The 22,134-nt window shown below is 38.7% G+C and carries 25 protein-coding genes; 14 read left to right on the plus strand and 11 right to left on the minus strand.

The window, feature by feature from the left end; all coding sequences use genetic code 11:
* The first annotated feature begins 4 nt into the window (after positions 1-4).
* From MKL51_RS03125 to rplS, 6 genes are all read left to right on the plus strand, one after another.
* Positions 5-487 carry a type IV pilin protein gene (locus MKL51_RS03125; protein WP_002116770.1) on the plus strand — a complete coding sequence of 161 codons (483 nt, stop codon included), beginning with the start codon at positions 5-7 and terminating at the stop codon, positions 485-487.
* Positions 484-909 (plus strand): type IV pilin protein, encoded by a 426-nt coding sequence (locus MKL51_RS03130; protein WP_002117055.1) that lies wholly within the window; start codon positions 484-486, stop codon positions 907-909. Before MKL51_RS03125 ends, MKL51_RS03130 begins: the two co-directional genes overlap by 4 nt.
* A gap of 147 nt (positions 910-1,056) precedes the next feature.
* Positions 1,057-1,308 carry a 30S ribosomal protein S16 gene (rpsP, locus tag MKL51_RS03135; RefSeq protein ID WP_000260334.1) on the plus strand — a complete coding sequence of 84 codons (252 nt, stop codon included), beginning with the start codon at positions 1,057-1,059 and terminating at the stop codon, positions 1,306-1,308.
* Positions 1,309-1,327: 19 nt separating this feature from the next.
* A complete protein-coding gene (gene rimM / locus MKL51_RS03140) occupies positions 1,328-1,876 on the plus strand; it encodes a ribosome maturation factor RimM (RefSeq protein WP_002116736.1) in 549 nt (182 codons plus the stop codon).
* A gap of 42 nt (positions 1,877-1,918) precedes the next feature.
* The gene (trmD, locus tag MKL51_RS03145) at positions 1,919-2,674 is read left to right on the plus strand and encodes a tRNA (guanosine(37)-N1)-methyltransferase TrmD (RefSeq protein WP_002116964.1); all 756 of its coding nucleotides are present in this window, start codon (positions 1,919-1,921) and stop codon (positions 2,672-2,674) included.
* Between the two features lie 219 nt (positions 2,675-2,893).
* A complete protein-coding gene (gene rplS, locus MKL51_RS03150; protein WP_002116654.1) occupies positions 2,894-3,262 on the plus strand; it encodes a 50S ribosomal protein L19 in 369 nt (122 codons plus the stop codon).
* 52 nt (positions 3,263-3,314) lie between these two features.
* Here the strand turns inward: rplS and MKL51_RS03155 are convergent, their stop codons facing one another.
* Both MKL51_RS03155 and MKL51_RS03160 read right to left on the minus strand, forming a co-directional pair.
* Positions 3,315-4,256: a lipase family alpha/beta hydrolase gene (locus MKL51_RS03155; protein WP_080612940.1), complete on the minus strand. Its 942-nt coding sequence runs from the start codon at positions 4,254-4,256 to the stop codon at positions 3,315-3,317.
* A gap of 115 nt (positions 4,257-4,371) precedes the next feature.
* Positions 4,372-5,403: a lipase secretion chaperone gene (locus MKL51_RS03160; RefSeq protein ID WP_017481713.1), complete on the minus strand. Its 1,032-nt coding sequence runs from the start codon at positions 5,401-5,403 to the stop codon at positions 4,372-4,374.
* 153 nt (positions 5,404-5,556) lie between these two features.
* On the opposite strand from MKL51_RS03160, the gene truB reads away from it, so the two are divergent.
* From truB to MKL51_RS03175, 3 genes are all read left to right on the plus strand, one after another.
* Positions 5,557-6,462, plus strand: a complete 906-nt coding sequence (truB, locus tag MKL51_RS03165) for a tRNA pseudouridine(55) synthase TruB (protein ID WP_017481712.1) — start codon at positions 5,557-5,559, stop codon at positions 6,460-6,462.
* A gap of 19 nt (positions 6,463-6,481) precedes the next feature.
* On the plus strand, positions 6,482-7,258 hold the full coding sequence (locus MKL51_RS03170) for a sulfite exporter TauE/SafE family protein (protein ID WP_000525218.1): 777 nt from the start codon (positions 6,482-6,484) through the stop codon (positions 7,256-7,258).
* A gap of 211 nt (positions 7,259-7,469) precedes the next feature.
* Positions 7,470-7,913, plus strand: a complete 444-nt coding sequence (locus MKL51_RS03175; RefSeq protein WP_001019905.1) for a hemerythrin domain-containing protein — start codon at positions 7,470-7,472, stop codon at positions 7,911-7,913.
* Positions 7,914-7,920: 7 nt separating this feature from the next.
* Here the strand turns inward: MKL51_RS03175 and MKL51_RS03180 are convergent, their stop codons facing one another.
* From MKL51_RS03180 to serA, 3 genes are all read right to left on the minus strand, one after another.
* Complete coding sequence (locus MKL51_RS03180; protein WP_017481711.1) at positions 7,921-8,784, minus strand: EamA family transporter; 864 nt, start codon at positions 8,782-8,784, stop codon at positions 7,921-7,923.
* Positions 8,785-8,874: 90 nt separating this feature from the next.
* A complete protein-coding gene (locus tag MKL51_RS03185; protein WP_017481710.1) occupies positions 8,875-9,759 on the minus strand; it encodes an EamA family transporter in 885 nt (294 codons plus the stop codon).
* A gap of 98 nt (positions 9,760-9,857) precedes the next feature.
* Entirely contained in the window at positions 9,858-11,090 is a 1,233-nt protein-coding gene (gene serA / locus MKL51_RS03190; RefSeq protein ID WP_002116919.1) for a phosphoglycerate dehydrogenase, read from the minus strand.
* Between the two features lie 379 nt (positions 11,091-11,469).
* On the opposite strand from serA, the gene MKL51_RS03195 reads away from it, so the two are divergent.
* Positions 11,470-12,879 (plus strand): FAD-binding oxidoreductase, encoded by a 1,410-nt coding sequence (locus MKL51_RS03195; protein WP_002116692.1) that lies wholly within the window; start codon positions 11,470-11,472, stop codon positions 12,877-12,879.
* Between the two features lie 93 nt (positions 12,880-12,972).
* Entirely contained in the window at positions 12,973-13,341 is a 369-nt protein-coding gene (locus MKL51_RS03200) for a hypothetical protein (protein ID WP_017400479.1), read from the plus strand.
* A gap of 45 nt (positions 13,342-13,386) precedes the next feature.
* Here MKL51_RS03200 and MKL51_RS03205 read toward each other — a convergent pair whose 3' ends face one another.
* Positions 13,387-13,701: a putative quinol monooxygenase gene (locus MKL51_RS03205; protein WP_017481708.1), complete on the minus strand. Its 315-nt coding sequence runs from the start codon at positions 13,699-13,701 to the stop codon at positions 13,387-13,389.
* Between the two features lie 13 nt (positions 13,702-13,714).
* On the minus strand, positions 13,715-14,302 hold the full coding sequence (locus MKL51_RS03210) for an NAD(P)H-dependent oxidoreductase (RefSeq protein ID WP_017481707.1): 588 nt from the start codon (positions 14,300-14,302) through the stop codon (positions 13,715-13,717).
* A gap of 237 nt (positions 14,303-14,539) precedes the next feature.
* Here MKL51_RS03210 and MKL51_RS03215 point away from each other — a divergent pair, with 237 nt between their 5' ends.
* Complete coding sequence (locus MKL51_RS03215) at positions 14,540-14,908, plus strand: hypothetical protein (protein ID WP_080612939.1); 369 nt, start codon at positions 14,540-14,542, stop codon at positions 14,906-14,908.
* A gap of 369 nt (positions 14,909-15,277) precedes the next feature.
* Positions 15,278-16,507, plus strand: coding sequence for a chloramphenicol efflux MFS transporter CraA (gene craA, locus MKL51_RS03220; RefSeq protein WP_017481705.1), 1,230 nt, complete (start codon positions 15,278-15,280; stop codon positions 16,505-16,507).
* A gap of 40 nt (positions 16,508-16,547) precedes the next feature.
* On the opposite strand, the gene yccS is transcribed toward craA, so the two are convergent.
* The 4 genes from yccS to MKL51_RS03240 all read right to left on the minus strand — a co-directional run bounded on the left by yccS (position 16,548) and on the right by MKL51_RS03240 (position 21,484).
* Positions 16,548-18,698, minus strand: a complete 2,151-nt coding sequence (gene yccS, locus MKL51_RS03225) for a YccS family putative transporter (protein ID WP_005067165.1) — start codon at positions 18,696-18,698, stop codon at positions 16,548-16,550.
* A gap of 203 nt (positions 18,699-18,901) precedes the next feature.
* Positions 18,902-19,471: a superoxide dismutase family protein gene (gene sodC / locus MKL51_RS03230; protein ID WP_080612951.1), complete on the minus strand. Its 570-nt coding sequence runs from the start codon at positions 19,469-19,471 to the stop codon at positions 18,902-18,904.
* A 125-nt stretch (positions 19,472-19,596) separates the two neighbouring features.
* Positions 19,597-20,715 carry an AI-2E family transporter gene (locus tag MKL51_RS03235; RefSeq protein WP_002117074.1) on the minus strand — a complete coding sequence of 373 codons (1,119 nt, stop codon included), beginning with the start codon at positions 20,713-20,715 and terminating at the stop codon, positions 19,597-19,599.
* 124 nt (positions 20,716-20,839) lie between these two features.
* Complete coding sequence (locus tag MKL51_RS03240; RefSeq protein ID WP_005804567.1) at positions 20,840-21,484, minus strand: ParA family protein; 645 nt, start codon at positions 21,482-21,484, stop codon at positions 20,840-20,842.
* A 158-nt stretch (positions 21,485-21,642) separates the two neighbouring features.
* Between MKL51_RS03240 and MKL51_RS03245 the strand changes: the two genes are divergently transcribed.
* Positions 21,643-22,110, plus strand: a complete 468-nt coding sequence (locus tag MKL51_RS03245) for a Holliday junction resolvase-like protein (protein ID WP_002116954.1) — start codon at positions 21,643-21,645, stop codon at positions 22,108-22,110.
* The last annotated feature ends 24 nt before the right edge of the window (positions 22,111-22,134 follow it).

The following is a 22,134-nucleotide window of genomic DNA, read 5'->3' on the forward strand; positions in this document are numbered from 1 at the left end:
ACTTATGAATAAATACTATATCCAACGGTTTAATCAGGGTGTTACCTTGATTGAGCTCATGGTTGTCATCGTGATTGTCGCTATTTTTGCTTCGATTGCTATCCCTTCATATCAAAGTTATAGCCGCAGAGCGACTGCCTCTGCTGCTAAAGGTGAAATTCTAAAATTGGCAGAACAGTTGGAACGGCATAAATCCAAGAACTTTACCTATAGAGGATTTACTACGACATCTGTAACTTTGCCACGGGGTGGTTATACGATTGAAATTAGTGATGATACGACGACAGGAAATTTATTGACGAATGCTGCTGCAAATGGGCAGACATGGGTCATTAAAGCGACAACTACAGATTCAAGAAATTTTAATTTTATTGCTAAGAATTCAGGTTTGCGTTGCCAAAGTTTAACAGCTACGGCTGTTGATAATGACTGTGGTGGAGCAGTCACTTGCAATGTATGTGAAACAAATAGTGAGAATTGGCAATGAAGAATGGTTTTACTTTAATAGAACTCATGATTGTAGTCGCAATAATTGCAATTTTAGCGGCTATAGCTACACCTTCGTATTTGCAGTATTTACGCAAAGGACATCGTACAGCTGTTCAATCTGAAATGATGAATATTGCCCAAACATTAGAATCAGAAAAAATAGTTCACAATCGCTATCCATCGAATGCAACGATTACATCGGTTTATGGTTCTAGTGTCAGTCCTCAACAAGGCCAAGCCTTATATAACTTAGCTTTCGCTAGCATAACTGATTCAAGTTGGGTGTTAACTGCTACACCTATTGCTACTAGTTCTCAAGCTGGTGATGGGATCATTTGTCTTAATGATCAAGGGCAAAAATTTTGGGCAAAAGGTGCAACTGATTGTGCGTTATCTGCCACATCAAATTGGCTACAGTAATTTTAAATTCAAAACTGCGGATAACTCAAAAAATAATCTTTCTTTCAGGGCGAAAATCACGTAGAATGTCGCCCTCTATGAAAGGGGTTTGAAGTGTTGCCGATGGTCGGCGCAGGGATAATCCGTAAGAATTATAAGGCTTTTATCATGGTTGTTATTCGTTTAGCACGTGGCGGCGCAAAAAAACGTCCATTCTATCAAATCGTTGTGACTGACAGCCGCAATGCACGTGATGGTCGTTTCATCGAGCGTATCGGTTTCTTTAACCCGACTGCACAAGGTCAAGCAGAAAAACTTCGTTTAGATGCAGACCGTTTTGCTCACTGGGTTTCTCAAGGTGCTCAACCTTCTGAACGTGTTGCTTCTTTAGCTGCTCAAGCTAAAAAAGCTACTGCATAATTTTTGTAGTAGGTAGCCCATGACATCAACACAGAATGTTCCCGAAGATCGTATTCAGATTGGACAGTTACGTTCAGCTTATGGATTGAATGGGTGGCTCTGGGTGTATTCAAATACAGAACCTATGAGCAACATGTTTGACTACCTGCCTTGGTACATTGAGACCAAGGCCGGTTGGCAAACAATAGATGTAAAACGTTGGAAACCACATGGCAAAGGCCTAGTTGTTGCGTTGAAAGGTGTGAGTGATCGCACTGGGGCGGAAAGCTTGGTTGGCGCTAATATCTGGATTGCTAAGTCTCAACTGCCAAAAGCAGATGTAGATGAATACTACTGGTCAGATTTAAAGGGCTTAACTGTGTTAGGTCTTGATGAAGAAGAACAGGAAGTAAACTTAGGGAAAATTCATGAGTTGTTTGAAACTGGAGCTAATGATGTGATGGTGGTGCATGCTACCCCAGACAGCATTGATTCAGAAGAGCGCATGATTCCTTGGCATAAAGATGTAGTACAACGTGTTGATCTTGAAGCTGGTCGTATTTACGTCAATTGGGGCGTAGATTATTAATCCTTTTAGGATTAATACAGCAGGAAAATAGAGGAGTCTGTGATGTTTTTTGCAGTCATTACGCTTTTTCCTGAAATGTTTGAAGCGATTACAGCCTACGGCATCAGCGGACGTGCGGCAAAGCGAGATATTGTACAAGTCACTTGTATTAATCCTCGTGATTTTGCTGAGGGAAACTACAGAAGAGTGGATGAACGTCCATTTGGTGGCGGCCCAGGTATGGTGATGATGGCTGAGCCTTTGGCGAAAGCAATTGCACATGCCAAACAGCTTGCCTCACAAGCAGGACATGTTCATGTTCCTGTGGTGTATATGTCCCCACAAGGCAAAACCTTAAATGAACAGGCAGTACAGCAGTTTGTTGATTATGACGGCTTAATTGTACTGTGTGGACGTTATGAAGGAGTCGATGAACGTTTGATCCAGCATTATGTTGATCAAGAATGGTCAATTGGTGATTATGTTCTATCTGGTGGTGAACTGCCCGCTATGGTGTTACTTGACAGTATTATTCGCCGTTTGCCGAATGTAATGTCAGATGAACAATCAGCAGTACAAGATTCTTTTGTTGACGGTCTTTTAGATTGTCCACAATATACAAAGCCTGACCATTTTGAAGGGCTGGATGTGCCAGAGGTATTAAAATCTGGACATCATGGTAATATTGAAAAATGGCGTTTTTTGCAGCGATATCAAAGAACTCTAGAGCGTCGACCTGAGTTGGTCGAAAAGGTTGAGTTGACTAAGCAGCAAAAAAAATGGCTAAAAGATACGCAAGTGAATAACGGTAACTCTTAATTGTTATTCTCAAGAACGCAAGTTCTGCAACAAGACGAGAAGCAATGCTTCGAGTTAAAGCATAATTCTATTTATTGAATAGTTTTATGTAAATTTAAAGGCTCTTTATAGACATATTGTCGTAAAGGGAAAGATAAACGGGTTGATATGCGCTTTAGCCTCTATCCCCAGCGGAAATTCAGACCTCTTCTGACTCCGCACATATTGGAGATTCCCACAATGAGTGGTAAACATCCTTTAGTTCAAGCTGTTGAAAATGCACAGTTAAAATCTGATATCCCTGCTTTTGCTCCTGGTGACACTGTCATCGTTCAAGTAAAAGTAAAAGAGGGTGATCGTGAACGTCTTCAAGCATTTGAAGGTGTTGTAATTGCTAAGAAAAACCGTGGTTTGAACTCTGCGTTCACAGTACGTAAAATTTCTAGCGGTGTTGGTGTTGAGCGTGTATTCCAAACTCACTCACCAGTTGTTGCTAAAATCGAAGTGAAACGTCGTGGTGACGTTCGTCGTGCTAAACTTTACTACCTTCGTGACTTGTCTGGTAAAGCTGCACGTATTCGTGAAAAATTACCAGCTCGTAAAGCGTAAGCTTATAGCGAGTAAAAAAATGCGCCTTTTGGCGCATTTTTTTGTTTAAAAACTATAGTCCTTGAAGCTTCAAACGGTTTGCGTGTTGACGATAAACTGATACAGGATCGGAAGCAAAAATAGAACGTATACCAAGCACTTGGTTCACTTCATCTAAATGATTCCAGTTGTAATCATCACGAATTGTTTTACCAAATTTGGCACTGCATCGGGAAACAAGTCCATCATTATCACCAAATGGATCGACTACTAAACTACTGCCTGTAAGCGCAATATCAAATGGATCTAATGGGTTGGTCAGCGCTTTATTCCCCGAGAAAGAATACATATAAATACCTTTCTCTTGGTATGTCCCTTCACCACAAGAAGTAGTTGGTACACCCATAGGGAATTGAGCATTAAATTGAGCTGAACCTTGAGTTGATAAGCTATGAGCACCTGCTAAAGAGTCGTGCGGATAGCTTGTTGGGTCTAGGCCTCCTGCCCAAGTAATGGCTGCTGAAAACCAGTTTACTAACGTTGCCAGTCCAGACAGAGGAGTACCCTCAACGTTCAGGATCAGATCTGCCATTGGTGATCCTTTATGAGGTGCACCTATCGTGGTGAGTGAGGCAACTTTCTCTGGCATGATACCGGCCACATAGCGAATTGTTGGGCCCCCATGGCTATGACCGATCAAGTTGACTTTAGGCTTACCAGTAATGGCAATAATCTCTTCTACTTGCTGGGCAAGTTGTTCACCACGCACTTCTGTTGAGTTAAAAGGTGACACTCTGGTTGCCCAGACATTTCCTCCATTACGAGCAAGATCCGGAAGGATTTGGTACCAGTAATCGAGACCAAGTGTATCTGTCCCAACTCGGTTAAAACCCGCCATACCGTGGTTAAAAACCAGTGGATATTTGGTTTGTGCATAAGATGAATAGACGAACGAGCTTTTAACTTGTTCAGCATTTGTGGCATGGGCCGCCGAAATACTCAGTCCTGAGAGCATTGCAGCGCAAAAAAACGTTAACTTCCTTTTCATTTTTTACTCACTATTTTTATTTTGTATGAAAAGCAGCTTCTTACTGCTATTGCTTGTTTAGCCAGTTCCTAAAAGAAAAGGCTTAATAATTAAATGGCAGTTCACCTCCCTGATCATGGACCGTTTCAAAAGTTCGAAGTCTTAATTGTTCTTGTGATGAGTTAAATTGTTGTTGGCGTAATTGTTGTATGGCTTGGTTTTTAGCACTATCGCTCATATTGCTTTTAATAATTTCATCTCGTCCACTCAAGTAACTTGTGACCCTTTGCTGCCAAGCACTACGCTGTGTATCTAAAGTTTCTAATCGTTGAGTCGCCTCGGCTCCAACAAGTGCTGTACGCATTTGTCTAAGTTCTTCTGCAGAACCATGACGAGCTTTAATTTGTTTAGTCAGCGTATGTAAATCATCAAGTTTAGAGAGCTCTTGTAGGTTTTGTTGCCAGTCTTCTGGTAGTTGTTCAAAGCGTTCTTTAAGTTTTTGTGCTTTTTCAATTTCGCTTAAAGATGAGTCCTCAAGTATTTGCATGCGATCTAGCGTGTAGTTCTGATAGATATCTTCAGTTGAGAAGAGCCCATCAATTTCAGCGGCCGAAAAGAAACGTTTTCTTAGATCTTGAATTGAATTAAAGATTTTTTGAAAGTAATTTTTATCTTGTTGTTTTGACGAGGGCGTTTGGATTTGAGCAAGCTGTTCACGATATTTTAAGTAGCGACCCCATAAATCCAGAATCTGTGAGCGAGCTGGCTCTAAATATTTTCCCTGAATAAATTGTCCAAAGTGATTTTTAATTTGCTCTAAATCATTTTCTCCATATTGGGTAATAAAATATTCAAAGCAGTCACGTGTTTGACTGTTAATGACCAAATGTTGAGAACTATCAATTTTTAACTGACAGTTAACTTCAGTATCTTGCTGACTTTTACTATGGTAAGCATCTGCATTTAGCTTTGAGTTATTTGTGGGTGGAGCTGATGCTAAGTTTTGAGCTGTCTTTTCACTGACTTGGGGTGATGTGTTTTTTGAATCAGGACTTAACCAATATACACATGCAATGAGGCTCAAAATAAAAAATCCGAGCACGCACCACAATACCTTCTTCTGCATCCCTTGCATAAAGATATCTTCCTTAAGTTTTAATTTGTTGTTTTTTTACTCGATCATTAATGTGCCATAAAATAAGTGAAAAGGCACCTAAATATTGTGAAAATATCTTGCCGAATTTGCTAACATGTCGGCACTTTTTTCTAGCTTTGTGTTCCAGTAAAAATGACGACAAAAAATCAAAAAATTTCTCGTCGCCATATCAGTGGTGTATTTCTATTAAATAAACCATTAGGCTTAAGTTCAAATGCGGCTTTGCAAAAAGTGCGTTGGTTATATCGCGCTCAAAAAGCAGGCCATACTGGAGCGTTAGACCCCTTGGCGACAGGTTTGCTCCCGATTTGTTTGGGAGAGGCCACTAAATTCTCACATTACTTGCTGGACTCAACAAAGCGTTATCAAACTACTGTTCGATTAGGTCAAACTACAACAACAGGTGATGTTGAAGGCGATATTTTACAAGAACGTCCTATCCCGGTTCTTAGCGAAGAGCTTATTGAGCAAACTTTAGAAAAGTTTAGGGGCGATATTCAACAAGTTCCACCCATGTACTCGGCATTAAAAAAAGAAGGCAGACCCTTATATGAGCTTGCCCGAAAAGGTATTGAGATTGAGCGAGAAGCGCGTCCAGTCACGATTTATGCTTTAGAGCTTATTGAATTTACCGAAAATAGTATCACTCTGGATGTAACCTGTTCTAAAGGTACATACATCCGTGTATTAGGTGAAGATATTGGTGAAGCACTCGGTTGTGGTGGGCATTTAACGATGCTGAACCGGACTCAAACAGGACATTTTGAGCTTATACCGAGCTATACCATTGAATATCTGGAAAGTTTAACAGAAGAGCAAAGAGAAGCTTTGCTACTTCCAGTTTATGCACCAGTTGACCATTTCTTAAAAATTCAGGTTCCAGAAGGGCGTGAAAAATATTTTTGCAACGGTTTAGAAAGCAATATTGAACATTCTGCAGAAGCAGAAGTTTTGGTGTTTTCGGGTGAGCGCTGTTTAGGCTTAGCCGAGATTACCGATAAAAAACGGTTGGTACCTAAGCGTATCTTAAATTTGTAGTAGATGTAGAGTATAGAGCATGGGCATGGAATGGGACGTTATCCTTAGTTTGATCTTTTTTGCGTTTACTGCAGGAGCAATTGATGCTGCTGTAGGCGGCGGTGGACTTATCCAGATTCCGGGGATCATGAGTACTTTTCCTAACATGTCGACTGCTACGGTGATTGGTACCAATAAAGTCTCATCCATTTTTGGTACGGCATCGGCGGCTTATACATTTGCTAAAAAAGTAAAATTGCAATGGAAGCTTTTAGCCGTTATTGCCATTTGTGCCTTGATTAGTTCTTTTGCCGGCGCGGCATGTTTGTCACTTATTCCTCAATCGGTATTGCGTCCTTTCGTTTTCGTGATGTTGATTGTGATTGCGATTTATACCCTAGTTAAAAAGAACTTCGGTCAAGTTCATACCGAGCAAAAAATTACCACGAAAATGTTAATTTTAGCTGGTATTGGTAGTTTGGCCATTGGTTTCTACGACGGTATTTTTGGGCCGGGTACTGGTAGTTTCTTTATTTTCTTCTTTATCCGTTTTTTACAAGTTGATTTCTTGCATGCTTCAGCTTTGTCAAAAATTGGTAATTTTATGACTAACTTAGCTGCGCTGAGTTTTCTCATCCCGACTGGTCACGCTATTTTACATATTGGTTTAATGATGGCAGCGGCTAACGTGCTAGGTTCTATTGTTGGGGTACGTACTGCACTTAAATACGGTAGTGGTTTTGTACGAATTATCTTTTTAATCTTGGTGAGTATTCTGATTTGCCGTTTGGGCTATCAAATGTTTGTTACGGGTTAAATAAGATTGCAAGTATGAGCTGTCCCTAAAATGCAGTTCATACTTTTTTGTATCATTTGAAATTAGAAATATAAAAATCATTACAGAAGTTTACTAGAAAGAAAACTGTGTAAAAAATAGTCTCATTTTAAGCTACTTAAACATTATAAATTTCAACGTATGATAAACCTTGAAATAAAAAAGATTTTTTAGCTAAAAAATGAGGAAGAGAATGAATATTTTCGAAGCATTAAGAGAAAGCCATGAAAATCAACGTAACCTTTCTGAACAACTTATTCAGACACATGGTTTAACTGAAGAAAGAAAAGAATTATTTGATGCATTAAAAAATGAACTTTATGCCCATTCAGTTGCCGAAGACCGTTACCTCTATATTCCTTTAATGTTTGACGATGTCGGTTTAGATATTACGAGACATGCTTTATCTGAGCATCACGAAATGGATGAGTTGGTTGAGCAGCTCGAAAAAACCGATATGAGTAGCCCAAGCTGGTTAGCAACCGCCAAACAGTTGAGTGAAAAAGTCCATCATCATTTAAAAGAAGAAGAGCATAAGTTTTTTCAGCAAGCTGGAAAAATTCTTAAAGACAGCGAAAAAGAGACACTCGGCAATAAATATTTAAAGGAATATAAAAAGTATAAAAAGCAGCAGTAGAGTAAACCTATACAGCTTTTTTAGTACTTCTTAAAGTAACACCAATAGAGGCCAGCATTACGCAAGCCAAAGCCACCCATTGCAGCATGCTGATTTCTTCGTGAAGCAATAAGAAACCCGTTAATGCTGCCAATGCTGGTGCTAAACTCGTTAGAGTCCCGTAAGTTAATTTATTGAGTTGTTTGAGAGCCATTAAATCGAGTGCATATGGAATTGCAGTCGCTAACACCGCAATAAGTAAGGCTTTACCCCAGTACTGTGTTTCAAGTAATGCAGGAGCATTGTGCCAGACTCCAATTGGCAATAAGGCAAGTGCAGATACACCGATCCCAATCGTTAAGGCGTGCATCCCGATATTTTGGGTGACAACTTTATGACCGAAATAGATATAGAAGGCCCAGCAAAGACCGGCACCTAGCGCACATGCTGCACCTACATACGAGAAATGGTGTTGAATAGGGTTTTGCCAAGGTACCATGAGTGCAATGCCTAACATGGCTAGTGCTACCCAAATGTAGTCACTCTTTTGTTTAATAGAAAGAAGCGCAAGGCCTAATGGACCAATAAACTCTAATCCAACAGCAATACCTTGGGGTAATTTTCCAAGTGAGGTATAAAATAGGATATTCATTAAGCCTAAAGATGCGCAGTACATCAATAAATCACGCCATTTTAAATAGGGTAAGCGTGACCAGATTTTCCAAGATCGGAACATAATTGCGACAATAACCGTTGCAAAGCTCAGCCTTAAAATTGTAACGGTGAGAGGGTCTAATGTTGCAATGAGCTGTTTGGCAAATGAAGCGCTGATTTGATACGAAACCATCGACAAAATCATATACAGCACAGCAATAATTGGAAGATTTTGCATGGAAAATACTCTAGCGCTTCATCTGATGTCTAAAAATAATGGTGGACAATTATAACGAATACTATGTTTTAGCTGGCAGATTTCATTAAATTAACTTGCTGCTTTTTCACGTTCTTGACGAGCTTTTTGGGTGGTTACGGTACAACCAACGGAAGCAGTGATAATAGTTGCAAGTGCTAGCCATTGATTCCATAAAAGATATTCACCCAAGAAGATAAATCCGGAAAGTGCTGCAACTGCGGGCTCTAGGCTCATCAATGTTCCAAAGCTTAAAGGTGTCAAATTGCGCAGTGCTAACATTTCTAAAGAGAATGGGAGAGCACTGGCTAAAATAGCCAAACCAATAAAATAAAAAAGATAGGGAAGTTCTATAACTTGTGCAATTGAGCCTGAAAAAAAGGTAATGGGTAATAAGATGCATGCACCTACACTCATTCCTAAACACACCGTATGATTACCTGAAATACCAGAAGGTTTCTGGCCGGCAATAATATAAAGCGCCCAACAAGACCCTGCACTAATTGCAAATAAAACGCCGATCCAATCTAAGCTATGAGCCTGATTGAAAGGGAAAAGTAAAATCAGCCCAATAATTGCAAAGCTGACCCAAACAAAATCATATTTTTGCCGTGCGTGATATAACGCCACACTTAAAGGGCCAATAAATTCAAAAGCAACCGCAATTCCAATGGGTAAGCGTTCGATCGACAGATAAAATAAGGCGTTCATGCCTGCAAGCGCAAATCCATAAGCTAAGATTGCTTTCCAGCGGACCTGATTAAAATTAATTCGCCAAATTTGAAAAATAATCGCAAGAATAATTGCACCTAAACATAGGCGCATTGCAGAAACAGTCAGTACAGGGAAGTTCTGAAACAAAATTTTAGCTAAAGATGCGCTACTTTGAACGCTTAACATGGCAAGAATAAGAAAACCCAAAGCATGTAGCTGAGATTTCTGGTTTAAAGTGGACATTTTATTATTTGATCAATTGGTATACTTTTCACATGATAATGTAAATACCCATAAAAAAGCCACAGACAATGCTGTGGCTTTTGAATTTACAGTCCGTATTAGAACAATACGCGCACGCGAATTGTACCTTCAACTTCATGTAACATATCTAAAGCTTCTTGAGAAGCAGAAGCGTCAACATCCATTACGAGGTAACCGATGTCACCTTTAGTCATAAGTGACTGACCAGAAATGTTGATGCCTTGTTCAGCAAACAAGTTGTTGATTTTAGACAATACACCTGGCACGTTTTTGTGGATGTGCAATAAACGGTGTTGGCCAGCTGTCAATGGTAACGCGATTTCCGGGAAGTTCACCGCAGAAAGTGTCATACCTTTGTCAGAGTAAGCAACAAATTTCTCTGCAACTTCTAAACCGATGTTTGCTTGCGCTTCCATGGTTGAACCACCAACGTGAGGAGTTAAAATCACGTTGTCTAGGCCGCGAAGTGGAGATTGGAATTCTTCACCATTTGCTTTAGGTTCTTTCGGGAACACGTCAACCGCTGCACCAGCAATATGACCAGACTTGATTGCATCAGCTAAATCTTCAATCACTACACATGTACCACGTGCAGCATTTAAGAAGATCGCGCCTTCTTTCATTTTCGCAAATTGTTCTTTAGTGAAGAAGTTACGTGTAGACGGAACATCTGGCACATGTAACGTTACAACATCTGCAGTTGCTAAAAGTTCATCTAAAGAACCAACTTGGCGAGCATTACCCATTGGTAATTTGGTTACTGCATCATAATAAATAACATGCATACCCATGCTTTCAGCAAGAACTGAAAGTTGAGAACCGATGGAACCGTAACCCACAATACCTAAAGTTTTGCCACGAGTTTCAAAAGAACCGACAGCAGACTTGTCCCAACCACCACGATGACAAGCCGCCGATTTTTCAGGAACACGGCGAAGAAGAAGAATCGTTTCAGCAAGTACAAGCTCTGCAACCGAACGCGTATTTGAATACGGTGCGTTGAATACAGGAATACCACGTGCCATTGCTGCTTTAAGATCAACTTGGTTTGTTCCGATACAGAAACAACCTACTGCGATCAATTTATTTGCAGCTTCGAAAACTTCTTCAGTCAATTGGGTACGCGAACGAATACCAATAAAGTGAGCATCTTTAATTGCTTCTTTAAGCGCTTCGCCTTCAAGAGCAGTTTTACGATAGTCAATATTGGTGTAACCCGCAGCGTTTAAAGTATCGACTGCGTTTTGGTGAACGCCTTCTAACAAAAGGAAACGGATTTTATCTTTAGGTAGTGAAAGATGTTGGCTCATTACGGCTCCGCTACAAAGGCCAAATTTGGTGGCGGTATAATAACATAATGGGCGGTGCTATAGATATTTCGTTTATACCATCGCCTTATGGCAATTTTATCTATGTCTAATCACTTCTGTTTATGGCTTGTCCAGCATTTTAAAATATGCTTTGGTTGTTATTTAAATGCGATTTTTCTCTGAAAGCCCTATAGAAAGTATTTATTTACGTTAAACATGTTTTGTAGTGACAGTATCTCTATTCTGAACTTTATCGCTTGCGCGGATACATGTAGAATATAGGAGTTCCTTGAACATTATGGCTTTGCTCAGGTGAGAACCTTGAGAATTATGAGGTCATAGTCCCACCACAGTTTACTTCTTGCTAGGTCTGCAAACGATGAATGCTCCAGTCGCTTTAACACCTGAGTTACTCACCCAATTAACAGCAATTGTCGGTGAAAACCGTATTAAAACTGATGCTGATAGTCTCGAAAACTGGGGTAAAGATCATACCAAGCATTTTAATCCGAACCCATCGGTCATCGTTTTTCCGTCAACGACTGAACAAGTTCAGGCAGTTGTAAAGCTTGCGAACCAGTTTAATGTTGCGATTACACCGTCAGGTGGTCGTACTGGTCTCTCTGCTGGTGCGGTAGCAACCAATGGTGAAATTGTCATTAGCATGGACAAAATGAACCAAATTCTTGAGTTCTTCCCGGCAGATCGTATGGTTCGAGTGCAAGCTGGTGTTGTGACTGAGCAATTGCAGAATTATGCAGAAGAACAAGGCATGTATTATCCAGTGGACTTTGCTTCAGCGGGTTCTAGTCAGATTGGCGGTAATATTGGTACCAATGCTGGTGGTATTAAAGTTATTAAATATGGCATGACACGTAACTGGGTACTTGGTTTAACTGTAGTGACTGGTAAAGGTGACATCCTGCGTTTAAACAAAGGCATGGTTAAAAATGCAACTGGTTATGCATTACAGCATTTGTTTATTGGCGGTGAAGGCACATTAGGTTTAGTGACCGAAGCAGAAATTAAACTTGAGCGTCAACCACAAAACTTACAAGTTTTAGTTTTAGGTGTTCCTGATTTTGATGCAGTAATGCCTGTATTACATGCCTTCCAAAAAGACATCGACTTAACTGCATTTGAGTTCTTTGGTGAACTTGCAATGCAAAAAGTTTTAGATCATGGACATGTACAACGCCCATTTGAAACTCAATGCCCGTTCTATGTATTACTTGAGTTTGAAGCTCCATATGAGCCGATTCTCGATAAAGCAATGGAAATTTTCGAGCATTGTATGGAGCAGGGTTGGGTACTTGATGGCGTAATGAGCCAGAGCCTTGACCAAGTAGAAAGCTTATGGCGTTTACGCGAAGATATCTCTGAATCAATCGCGCCATTTATTCCATACAAAAACGATATTTCAGTATTAATTACTCACGTACCTGCATTTATTCGTGAAATTGATGCGATTGTTCAAGAAAACTATCCAGATTTTGAAATTTGCTGGTTCGGCCATATTGGTGACGGTAACTTGCACTTAAATATTTTAAAACCTGAAAACTTAACCAAAGATGAGTTCTTTGCGAAATGTCAGGTGGTAAATAAATATGTGTTTGATACCGTTAAAAAATACGACGGTTCAATCTCTGCCGAGCATGGTGTAGGTATGACGAAAAAGCCATATTTGGAATATTCACGTTCGCCTGAAGAAATTGAATATATGAAAGCTTTGAAGAAAGTATTTGACCCGAATGGTTTAATGAACCCAGGTAAATTATTCGATCTTTAATTTAGATCTATTTTGTAGGACTACATAGTTTCTACAGAGTAACCGACAAAGCCATAGCATCATAAAGCTATGGCTTTTGTTTTGGTGATAAAAATGCAACGTTTGTTTTTAATTTCAGCGCTCTGTGCTGGACTTTTCACTGGGTGTGCGACGACCAGTAAATTAATCCCTTTTGTGGGTTCTGAAACCCCGATGCAACAAGTACTTAAAGCTCAACCTGAGATCGTAAAAGAGCACAATAATACCTCAGTTCAGCAAGTATTTAACCGAGTAGAATCTCCAACAGTTTCCCGTATTACCGTTATCCAAACAGGTTTAATGGATGATTCTGTTTCTGCAATCCGAACAGAATATTCATTTAAGCTGGTTGATGAAAAGTGGCAATTGCAAAATAAGCAAAAGAGCTATCAATGCGCGAGAGGGAAAGGCTCTCGAGGCTTTCAGACACAGCTTTGCTCTTAAAAATAAAAAAGACGATAAATATATCGTCTTTTTTAATGACCTAAATTATACGCCGCTTTCTAAAATTTTAATTTTGACGTCAACGACATCATCTTTGACTGCTTCATGATGCGCTTGCATATGAGGCGTCGCTAAATGAGCTTCAAGATGAGCAACACTTTGCCATTTTTCTAGCATGACAATCATGTCAGGCTCGTGAGTTTGGAAGTTAGCATTTGATTTGTGATCAACTAAAGGTTCATAACCATGACAACCATCTTCTGCTAAAACAGTTGGAATGATTTTTTGAAAGGCATCCAATACGTTCTGGCGATGCTGTCCACCCGATTTAGTACGAATTTCCGCAATAATGGTTAGCATGGATTTCTCCTTATTAGGCTGCCGCAAATACAGTATTTAAGTGTGCTTTATATTCTTCAACATAACTATCAACGTCAGGCATTTTAATCACGTCGTTTACAATAAATGTCGGAAGGGTGCTCATGCCTAAGAACTGATTGGCTTTATGAAATGGTAAATAAACGCCATCTACACCTACGCCGTGGAAGAATTGATCTGTATCTTCAAATGCTTCCATTGGAGCATTCCAAGTCAATGACAGCATATATTTTTTGTCATGAATTAAACCACCTGAACCATATTTTTTTGAGGCATCAGAACGGCTACGCCCATCACTTGCATAAAGTGAACCATGACCAGTGGTAAAGACATCATCAATGTACTTTTTGACTGTCCAAGGTGCGCCCATCCACCAGCCTGGCATTTGATAAATAACAACATCTGCCCATAAGTATTTTTCAACTTCACTTTCAGCATCATAATTGCTGTCTGCACGGGTGACTTGAACTTCGTGGCCGAGTTCCGTGAGATGTGTCGTTGCAAGGGTGGTTAATGTGTCATTTAATTCACCGTTTGAGTGGGCAAATTGTTTAGCACCATTAATCACTAAAATCTTACTCATGGAGGTTGCTCTCATTAAATTCCTGTATTTGACGCATACTCTATGAGATTTACTGTTGTAGAAAAATGCATGAATAGGAAAAATATTGTTGATAAAAAATCAATAATTATTATTGGATTTCTATTTAAAATTAATCTATCTCATTAATATCAATAAATTTATGCCTATTTACAAAGCTCAAAAGGAAAAAGTGGCCTATTATCTTTAGCATTAATTTTGAGTAAATAGAGGGGAAGAGTGATGAAAAAGAATGGTTTGTTGATTATTTTCAGCTTAAGCATATTAACAGCTTGTGCTCCACCTCAAAATTCTTCTGCTCAACTTGCTGATAGTCCTATACAGGCTGTATTACTCGATCAACCAGATCTTTTAAATGATGCAAGCAATTTAGATATTTCACAGCAAATGAATGCTTCGGATGATCCTTCCAATGCTCAAGTTACTATTTTGCAAACAGAACCTAGTCCAGATGCGGTGTCGAAAACACGTACTGAATATTTATTAAAACGAGATCAGCAAATCTGGAAAATTGTGAATAAAAAGCAAAGCTATCAATGTACAAAAGGAGAGGAAATTACAGACTTTCAAGTTAATCCTTGCCCATGATGCTTAATTTTTTATCTAATATGTGGATAACTTTGAGTTTGTGCACAAGCATAATTTGCATGCCTTTTTGTGCAAAAAAACTGAAATTTAAGCTTCTTGAAATTGCATGATTGCTGATCAATTTAAAAAGTGCTATTGTTGCGCTCGGCAATTGTGCCAATTGGTAAAAATTACCGAATCTCACGTCATATATTTTTTCTCGTTTTAGACACCTTGTGAATACGGTGTTTCACACTCTAAACATGCACTCTCACGGCATATAACAACTTAACTAAAGATTGATTGACCATACATGTCATCGTCATGACTACATCTTATTTTATAGGTAGTCGTACAGACATATGGCCGCTATTTTGAAGTGTATAACTCATGAAAAATATTCAAACGACAACGTTGAACCGTACAACGTTGATGTTTCCTTTGGCCTTAGTGCTATTTGAATTTGCGGTTTATATTGGTAATGACCTGATTCAGCCAGCCATGTTGGCAATTACTGAAGATTTTGGTGTAAGTGCAACTTGGGCACCATCTTCGATGTCATTTTATTTATTAGGTGGCGCATCTGTCGCATGGTTACTTGGTCCTTTGTCGGACCGTCTCGGACGTAAAAAAGTACTATTAGCTGGAGTTTTATTCTTTGCTCTATGCTGTTTTTTAATTTTATTTACGAGGCAAATGGAGCAATTTCTAGCATTAAGATTTTTACAGGGTATTGGTTTAACTGTAATTTCAGCCGTTGGTTATGCGGCCATTCAAGAAAGTTTTGCTGAACGTGATGCGATTAAAGTCATGGCACTCATGGCAAATATCTCATTACTTGCACCCTTGCTAGGACCTGTACTTGGCGCTTTCTTAATTGATTATGTGTCTTGGCACTGGGGCTTTGTCGCCATCGCTGTATTGGCATTACTAAGTTGGATCGGGTTGAAAAAACAGATGCCGAGCCAGCAAGTCAGTGTAACCAAGCAACCTTTTAGTTATCTTTTTGATGATTTTAAAAAGGTGTTTACCAACCACCGGTTTTTAGGTTTAAGCCTTGCGTTACCTTTAGTGGGTATGCCTTTAATGCTATGGATTGCTTTGTCTCCAATCATTTTAGTAGATGAGTTAAAGCTCACTAGTGTGCAATATGGCTTAGCTCAATTTCCCGTATTTTTGGGTTTGATTGTAGGCAACATTGTCTTAATCAAAATTATTGACCGTTTGCCTTTGGGTAAAACCGTCATGATGGGTTTGCCGATTATGCTCACTGGTACACTCATTTTAATATTAGGTGTAGTGTGGCAAACCTATCTCATACCATGTTTGCTTACAGGCATGACGCTCATCTGTTTTGGTGAGGGAATTAGCTTTTCAGTCTTATATCGCTTTGCACTCATGTCATCTGAGGTATCAAAAGGAACAGTTGCAGCGGCAGTTTCAATGTTACTGATGATGAGCTTCTTTGCAATGATTGAGCTTGTACGTTATCTCTATACACAATTTCATTTATGGGCTTTTGCATTGTCTGCCTTTACCTTTATTGCTCTTTGGTTTAGCCAACCGCGAAGTGCTTTGAAGCAGGAAATGCAAGAAAGACTGCAACAAGGCAACAATTAAATAAAAAATACCGGAATTGATATTCCGGTATTTTTTTATTCTACTTAATCTCTTGTTCTAAAAGTTTGTCTTTAAGTGTTAATAGTTCTGGCAAAGTTTCTAGCAATAAACTGATTTGTTTTAACACGAGTGTGTAATTTTCTGAAAAGTGCTCATAAGTAGTTAGGCTTTGAATTTGCGCTAAAGTCTGCTCAAGGAAATTGAAATCAATATAAGCCGGATCAAATAAGCTCTGTTTAAGAATTTGCTGACAATCCAGTAAGAGTTGTAATACCTGTTGATCATCAATTTTTTGTCGTTGGCTTCCTAACGCTGCTACGTAACTCAGTTGGCTGTGGCTATAAACCAAATAACGAAAAGCATAATGGATGAGTTGAGGGTTCGGGTTGGGTTCAGCACTTAGGCTTGAAATCATGTTGGATAGCTCAATCTGAGCGTTATGCGCAGCACGACGAATTCGACGGTACTCTATATCCTGATTTTTGCCATATTGATATTGCTCAACAATCACATTGAAATAATCTAAGGTCGCTTTGCTGCTTTTATTAATATTATTGGGGATGTTTCGAAAGTTCCAGTCGGGCCAAATAAAGTTTACGGCAAGCCATGCAATAAAGCAGCCTAATAAGGTATCTATCAGTCGAGGCAAAATAATACTGTAGCCAGCGCCTTTTAAGTTGAAAATTAATAGCACCATAAGGGTAGCCATGAGCGTAGCCAAAGCATATTTCTTTTGACGTAAGTAAAAAAAGCAAACTCCACAAATAATTGTAATGATGAGCTGGCCTTCAATACTCGGTACAAAATATAAAATTGGTATTCCTAATAAAACACCGAGTAGGGTACCAATCGTTCTTAATTTAAGACGGCTTTTAGTCGCAAAATAAGTAATCTGACAGACAAACAAACTGGTCAGTAAAATCCAGTAGCCATGCTGTGCAAACGGTAATAATGAAATGGCATAACCTGCGGCGAAAACCACAGCAATTCGTATGGCATGCCTAAACAGCGCTGACTGTGGCGTAAGTTGTTGCCGAAGTTTTAAGATAAGATCTGAAAATCCTTGAATATCATCATCAAGTAAATTTAAGTGTTCTTGTCTTGTTTGAGTGTTATTTTCAGGAACAGGTTGGGCATATTGCAGTTGTTCAAACTGTTCATGCATTCCTTTTAAATTATCAAAAATAAGTTTTAAATTTTTAACTTCAAAATTTTGTGGATGTTGTTGTATCCAATCTTTTAAAGAACTTTCCAAATGTCCTAATACTTTCTGACTTTCTTGCGAAGGCTGATATGGCTGGTTATATAAAATACATTGAGCTAAATCTTGGCATGCTTGTGCTTGTAGACGCAGGTTTTTTTGGAAACGGAAAATAAGATCACTACGGCTAAAATTCTGTTGAATATGTTCGTAATGTAAGTAATTTGAAGTTGCTTGCTCATGAATGTCCCGTGCGAAAAAGTATAGATTTAACCAATAGATACTTTTATTACTGACTCTGGAAGCTTTGAGCCGAGTAAGTAGAGAACTGCGTATTTGATTGAGGCTTTGAGCAACTTGCGTATTTTGTAGAGATAATTCATATAAAAGCTGCTCAACATTCTCTTTATTGTCCGGATCAAACAAACGAGCTTTTGCTTGTAGTAGAACAGAAATTTCTTTAAAAATTTGCGAGAGCTTATCTTGTAAGGGAAGTGTCGGTTTAATAATAAAAAATAAAATAGAAGTTAAACCGTACCAGAGAGCGCCATAAACAAAATAAGTAGGTTGTTGATACCAATGTGCATATTCGCCTAAACCGAACATACTATAAATAGAGAGCAAAATAGTACCAAAAGAAATCGTGGCATAACGTTGCCCTAAGGCGCCTAGTAATATGAAAAAAGCGCTTGAGATAGAGAGATATAAAATAAAGAAAATTTTGTAAGGAGCTAAAAAGCCAAGAATACTACTGACTGTAAAAAAGAGCAGGCAGACATAGACCAAATTGCGTAATCGAATACTTAAGCGATCATCAAAGTCTGTTAATGCTGCTGCAATTGCGCCTAAGGTTACGGGAACAATAAGTTGATTATAGCCCAGCCACAGCAAACCTAAAGTTGTGCCAGTCAGTACAATCAGAATTTGCAGGCAATAAATTAAAATAGAGTTTGTCTTAAAGCTATTAAATATTTGGGTCAGATAATTCACGGCTTTTGTTCTAAATTAGAGAATACGTGAGAAAGCAGTATGTAACTTTAAATTTTTATTACTTCAAAAATATTATTCTTTTTATCTACAAAAGTCAGTCATTTTTTAAGATTTTATTAGACTTAAACCAAGTTGTAATGATCAATAAATTAACAAAATTGTGGATATCTTTTTAGATACCCACAATTTGAAAAATATATAAATTATTTAATCACACCACATGCAATTCGTGCTCCGCCACCGCCCAGAGGTTGAGGTGAGTCTGAATAATTGTCACCACCCGCATGGATCATAATCGCTCGACCCTGAATATCAGCAAGTTTTAATCGAGGTGCGATTACGGCAGTTGTTGCAACACCTGTATTATCGACAACTAAAACAGGTAGATCGCCTAAATGGCCAGTCGTTGGAGTACCATGATGAGGGGCTTGGTTCGGGTTATAGTGGCTACCGGCAGCTAAAGCAGCGCCAGGTTTTCCATCTTTTACAGCAGGTGCACAAGAAGCGTTTTCATGAATATGGAAACCACGAGTACCACTTGGTAAATCAGCAAGAGCAGGGGTAATAATTAAGCCTTTGTCGCTATCTTGAAAGCTAATCGTACCTATTTTTTTTCCAATACCGTTAGCTGTCACTTCATTTACGTCGACCACTTTTTTAGTGTGCATTGAGGTTAATGCTTGGGCTGTGTCAGATACCGTTTTAGTTACCGAACTACAGCCAACGGTAAAAAGGGCTGTAAGCGCACAAACTGCGCCAAATTTATTAAACATCTGCATGATTGGATGTCCTTATAAATATATATGATTGTTTGATTCAAACAAACAGAGGTCTGACCTACAAGTTAATTTAAATAGTTAATTTGTATCTAGAAACATTTTTAAATTAAATCTCTATGTCACTTTTCATCATTAGACGATTCACTCTCAGAATCATAAATCATGGTCGTTTTGGGCATAGGTTCAGGCTCAATTGTCTCATGTAACCATTCACGCCAAATTGCCAGTAAAATAGCCAAAATTACAGGACCAATAAATAATCCAACCAAGCCAAAACTCGCAATACCGCCTAATACACCAAACATAATTAATAAGAACGGAATTTTGGTTGCACCAGAAATGACGAGTGGTCTAATCACATTATCTGAGCTACTGACAATCAGCACACCCCAAACCACAACACCAATTGCCTCCATAGTTTGTCCCTGAGAGAACAACCATAAGCCAACGCCTAAATAAGAAATTGGAGTACCAAATGGAATTAAAGCCAATAAGAAAGTAACAATAGTGAGTACCATAGGGTTTGGTACACCTGCTACGAAGTAACTTAATCCAGCTAAAACGGCTTGAGCAATTGCAGTTAAACCGACACCATAGACTACTGCACGAGTTGTTTCAGAAATTGTATCGAGATAATGATGAATACGAGGGCCAATGACCATTTCTAAAGCTTTACTCACTTGAGATAAAATCATTTGACCATCACGATAGAAGAAAAATAGGCTAAATACTGCAAAGCCAAGTTTGACAATATTTTTACTAATTTCACCAAGCAGCACACGGCCATAACTTAAATGGCTTTGTACCCAAGCTGCGATATTTTGAATCGTGCTGTTAGGATCGTTATTTAATTCATTGAGTGTACGAGAAATCTCTTTTCCTACAAAAGGAAGATCACGAATAAAATCTGGAACGCTTAAATGACCCGAAAAAACCTGACGTTGTAAATCAAAATATAAGTTACGTCCCTCATGCTGCAAAATAAAAACCGCGCATGTAAAGGGGATACCAACTACCAAAATGACCAGACTAATCATTAGGGTTGCGTTTAAAGTATTACGTGATTCTCCAAAAAAACGCTGAATTCTTAAATAAATAGGCCAAGTCATATATGCAATGATGGCAGCCCAAAGTACAGGAACAATAAAATATTTCAGGATATTAAATCCTAAAAAAATCAAAATAAAAAACAGCCCAAACAATAAAACGCGCTGTAAATTAGGAGCGTATGGATGCACGAACAATATTTCTCTAATTTTCTACATAGAATAAAGTCATATTAACTGAAAAATAACCTGAGGCAAATTTTAAGGCCGTAATGTAAAGAACCTTATACATCCAGTTTCAAAGGCTAAAATTCTTTTAAAACCACTCAGCTTTATCTTCAATTAACTTGTTTAGAACAGGTTGCCATTGATTTTGGATACTAATAAAGTTTTTTTGCGGTTTATCAAAAATGCTTAAACCTTGCATTGCTAAGCTGCCATAGGCAGTGCGTTCAGCAATCCATGCAACAGGTTCCTGTTCAATTTTTTCAAAGAACTGTTGAATATCTTTTGAGCTGGCACTGTTTGGTTTTACACGGTTAGCAAGAAGCAAAATCTGTACTTTGCCTTTGCGAATACGTTTAATATCTTGTAAATGCTTCAAAAATCGACGAGTACTGTCTATGTCAAAAAATGAAGGCTGAAGCGGAGTAATAATGGCATGAGCTTCACTAATAAGTTGTTCAGCATGCTCACCTGAAAGTGCACCAGGCGCATCAATAATTAAATAGTCCAGATTTTTGGGTGCATCACCAATTGATTTCTCATGACGCCAGTCTAGGCTTTGAATCGTTGCAACGGTATCAGGGCGCTGTTTTAACCATTGTAAAGCCGATTTTTGATTGTCCGAATCTGCTAATGCTACTTTATATCCTTTTTGTGCCAATGCTGTTGCCAACGTAATGGCCGTCATGGTTTTTCCGCATCCGCCCTTTTGATTTGCAATAAGTATCGTTTTCATAAATCCAATTATTTTCAGCAGCACATTTGTTTATGTTTTATACCTTAGCATCTTTTTATGTGAAGGAGATGACCACATTTGACAAAAGTTTAAGCTGTTTCGTTATTTTAGATATGATTAGATCTGTAATCTTAATTCGTGCTTTTTAAGGAAAATTTATGTCTGTATGGCTTGCCATGCTTATTGGTGCTGGAATTGGCATCATTATCACTACTCTTATTTTATCAAATACACGTAATGGACGAATTAAGGCTGAATATGAGCAATATATTGCTGAACTTGAACTAGAGCATCAACAAGCGCTTACTCAAGCACAAAAGAGAAGTGTAAATACAAGTCGTGCGGTATTGAAAGGAAAAATGGCAGAACAATTTGCTCCGGTTTTGCCTGAATTTCAGTATTTACCAAGCGATGCAAAATTCATGGGCGATCCGGTGGACTATATTATTTTTGATGGATATACCGATTTTCGCGATGGCGATGGTACGGCAGAAGACATTAATATTATTTTGCTCGATGTAAAAAGTGGTGGAGCTAGACTTACGAAGGGTCAACAGGCAATTGCTCAAGCTGTTCAACAAGGCAAGGTTCGTTTTGAAACGTTGAGAATAGATTTCGAAGATTAACAAGCTGTTTAATTCAGCACAAAA

This window comes from Acinetobacter sp. AOR18_HL (assembly GCF_027855145.1).
GTDB lineage: Bacteria > Pseudomonadota > Gammaproteobacteria > Pseudomonadales > Moraxellaceae > Acinetobacter > Acinetobacter pittii.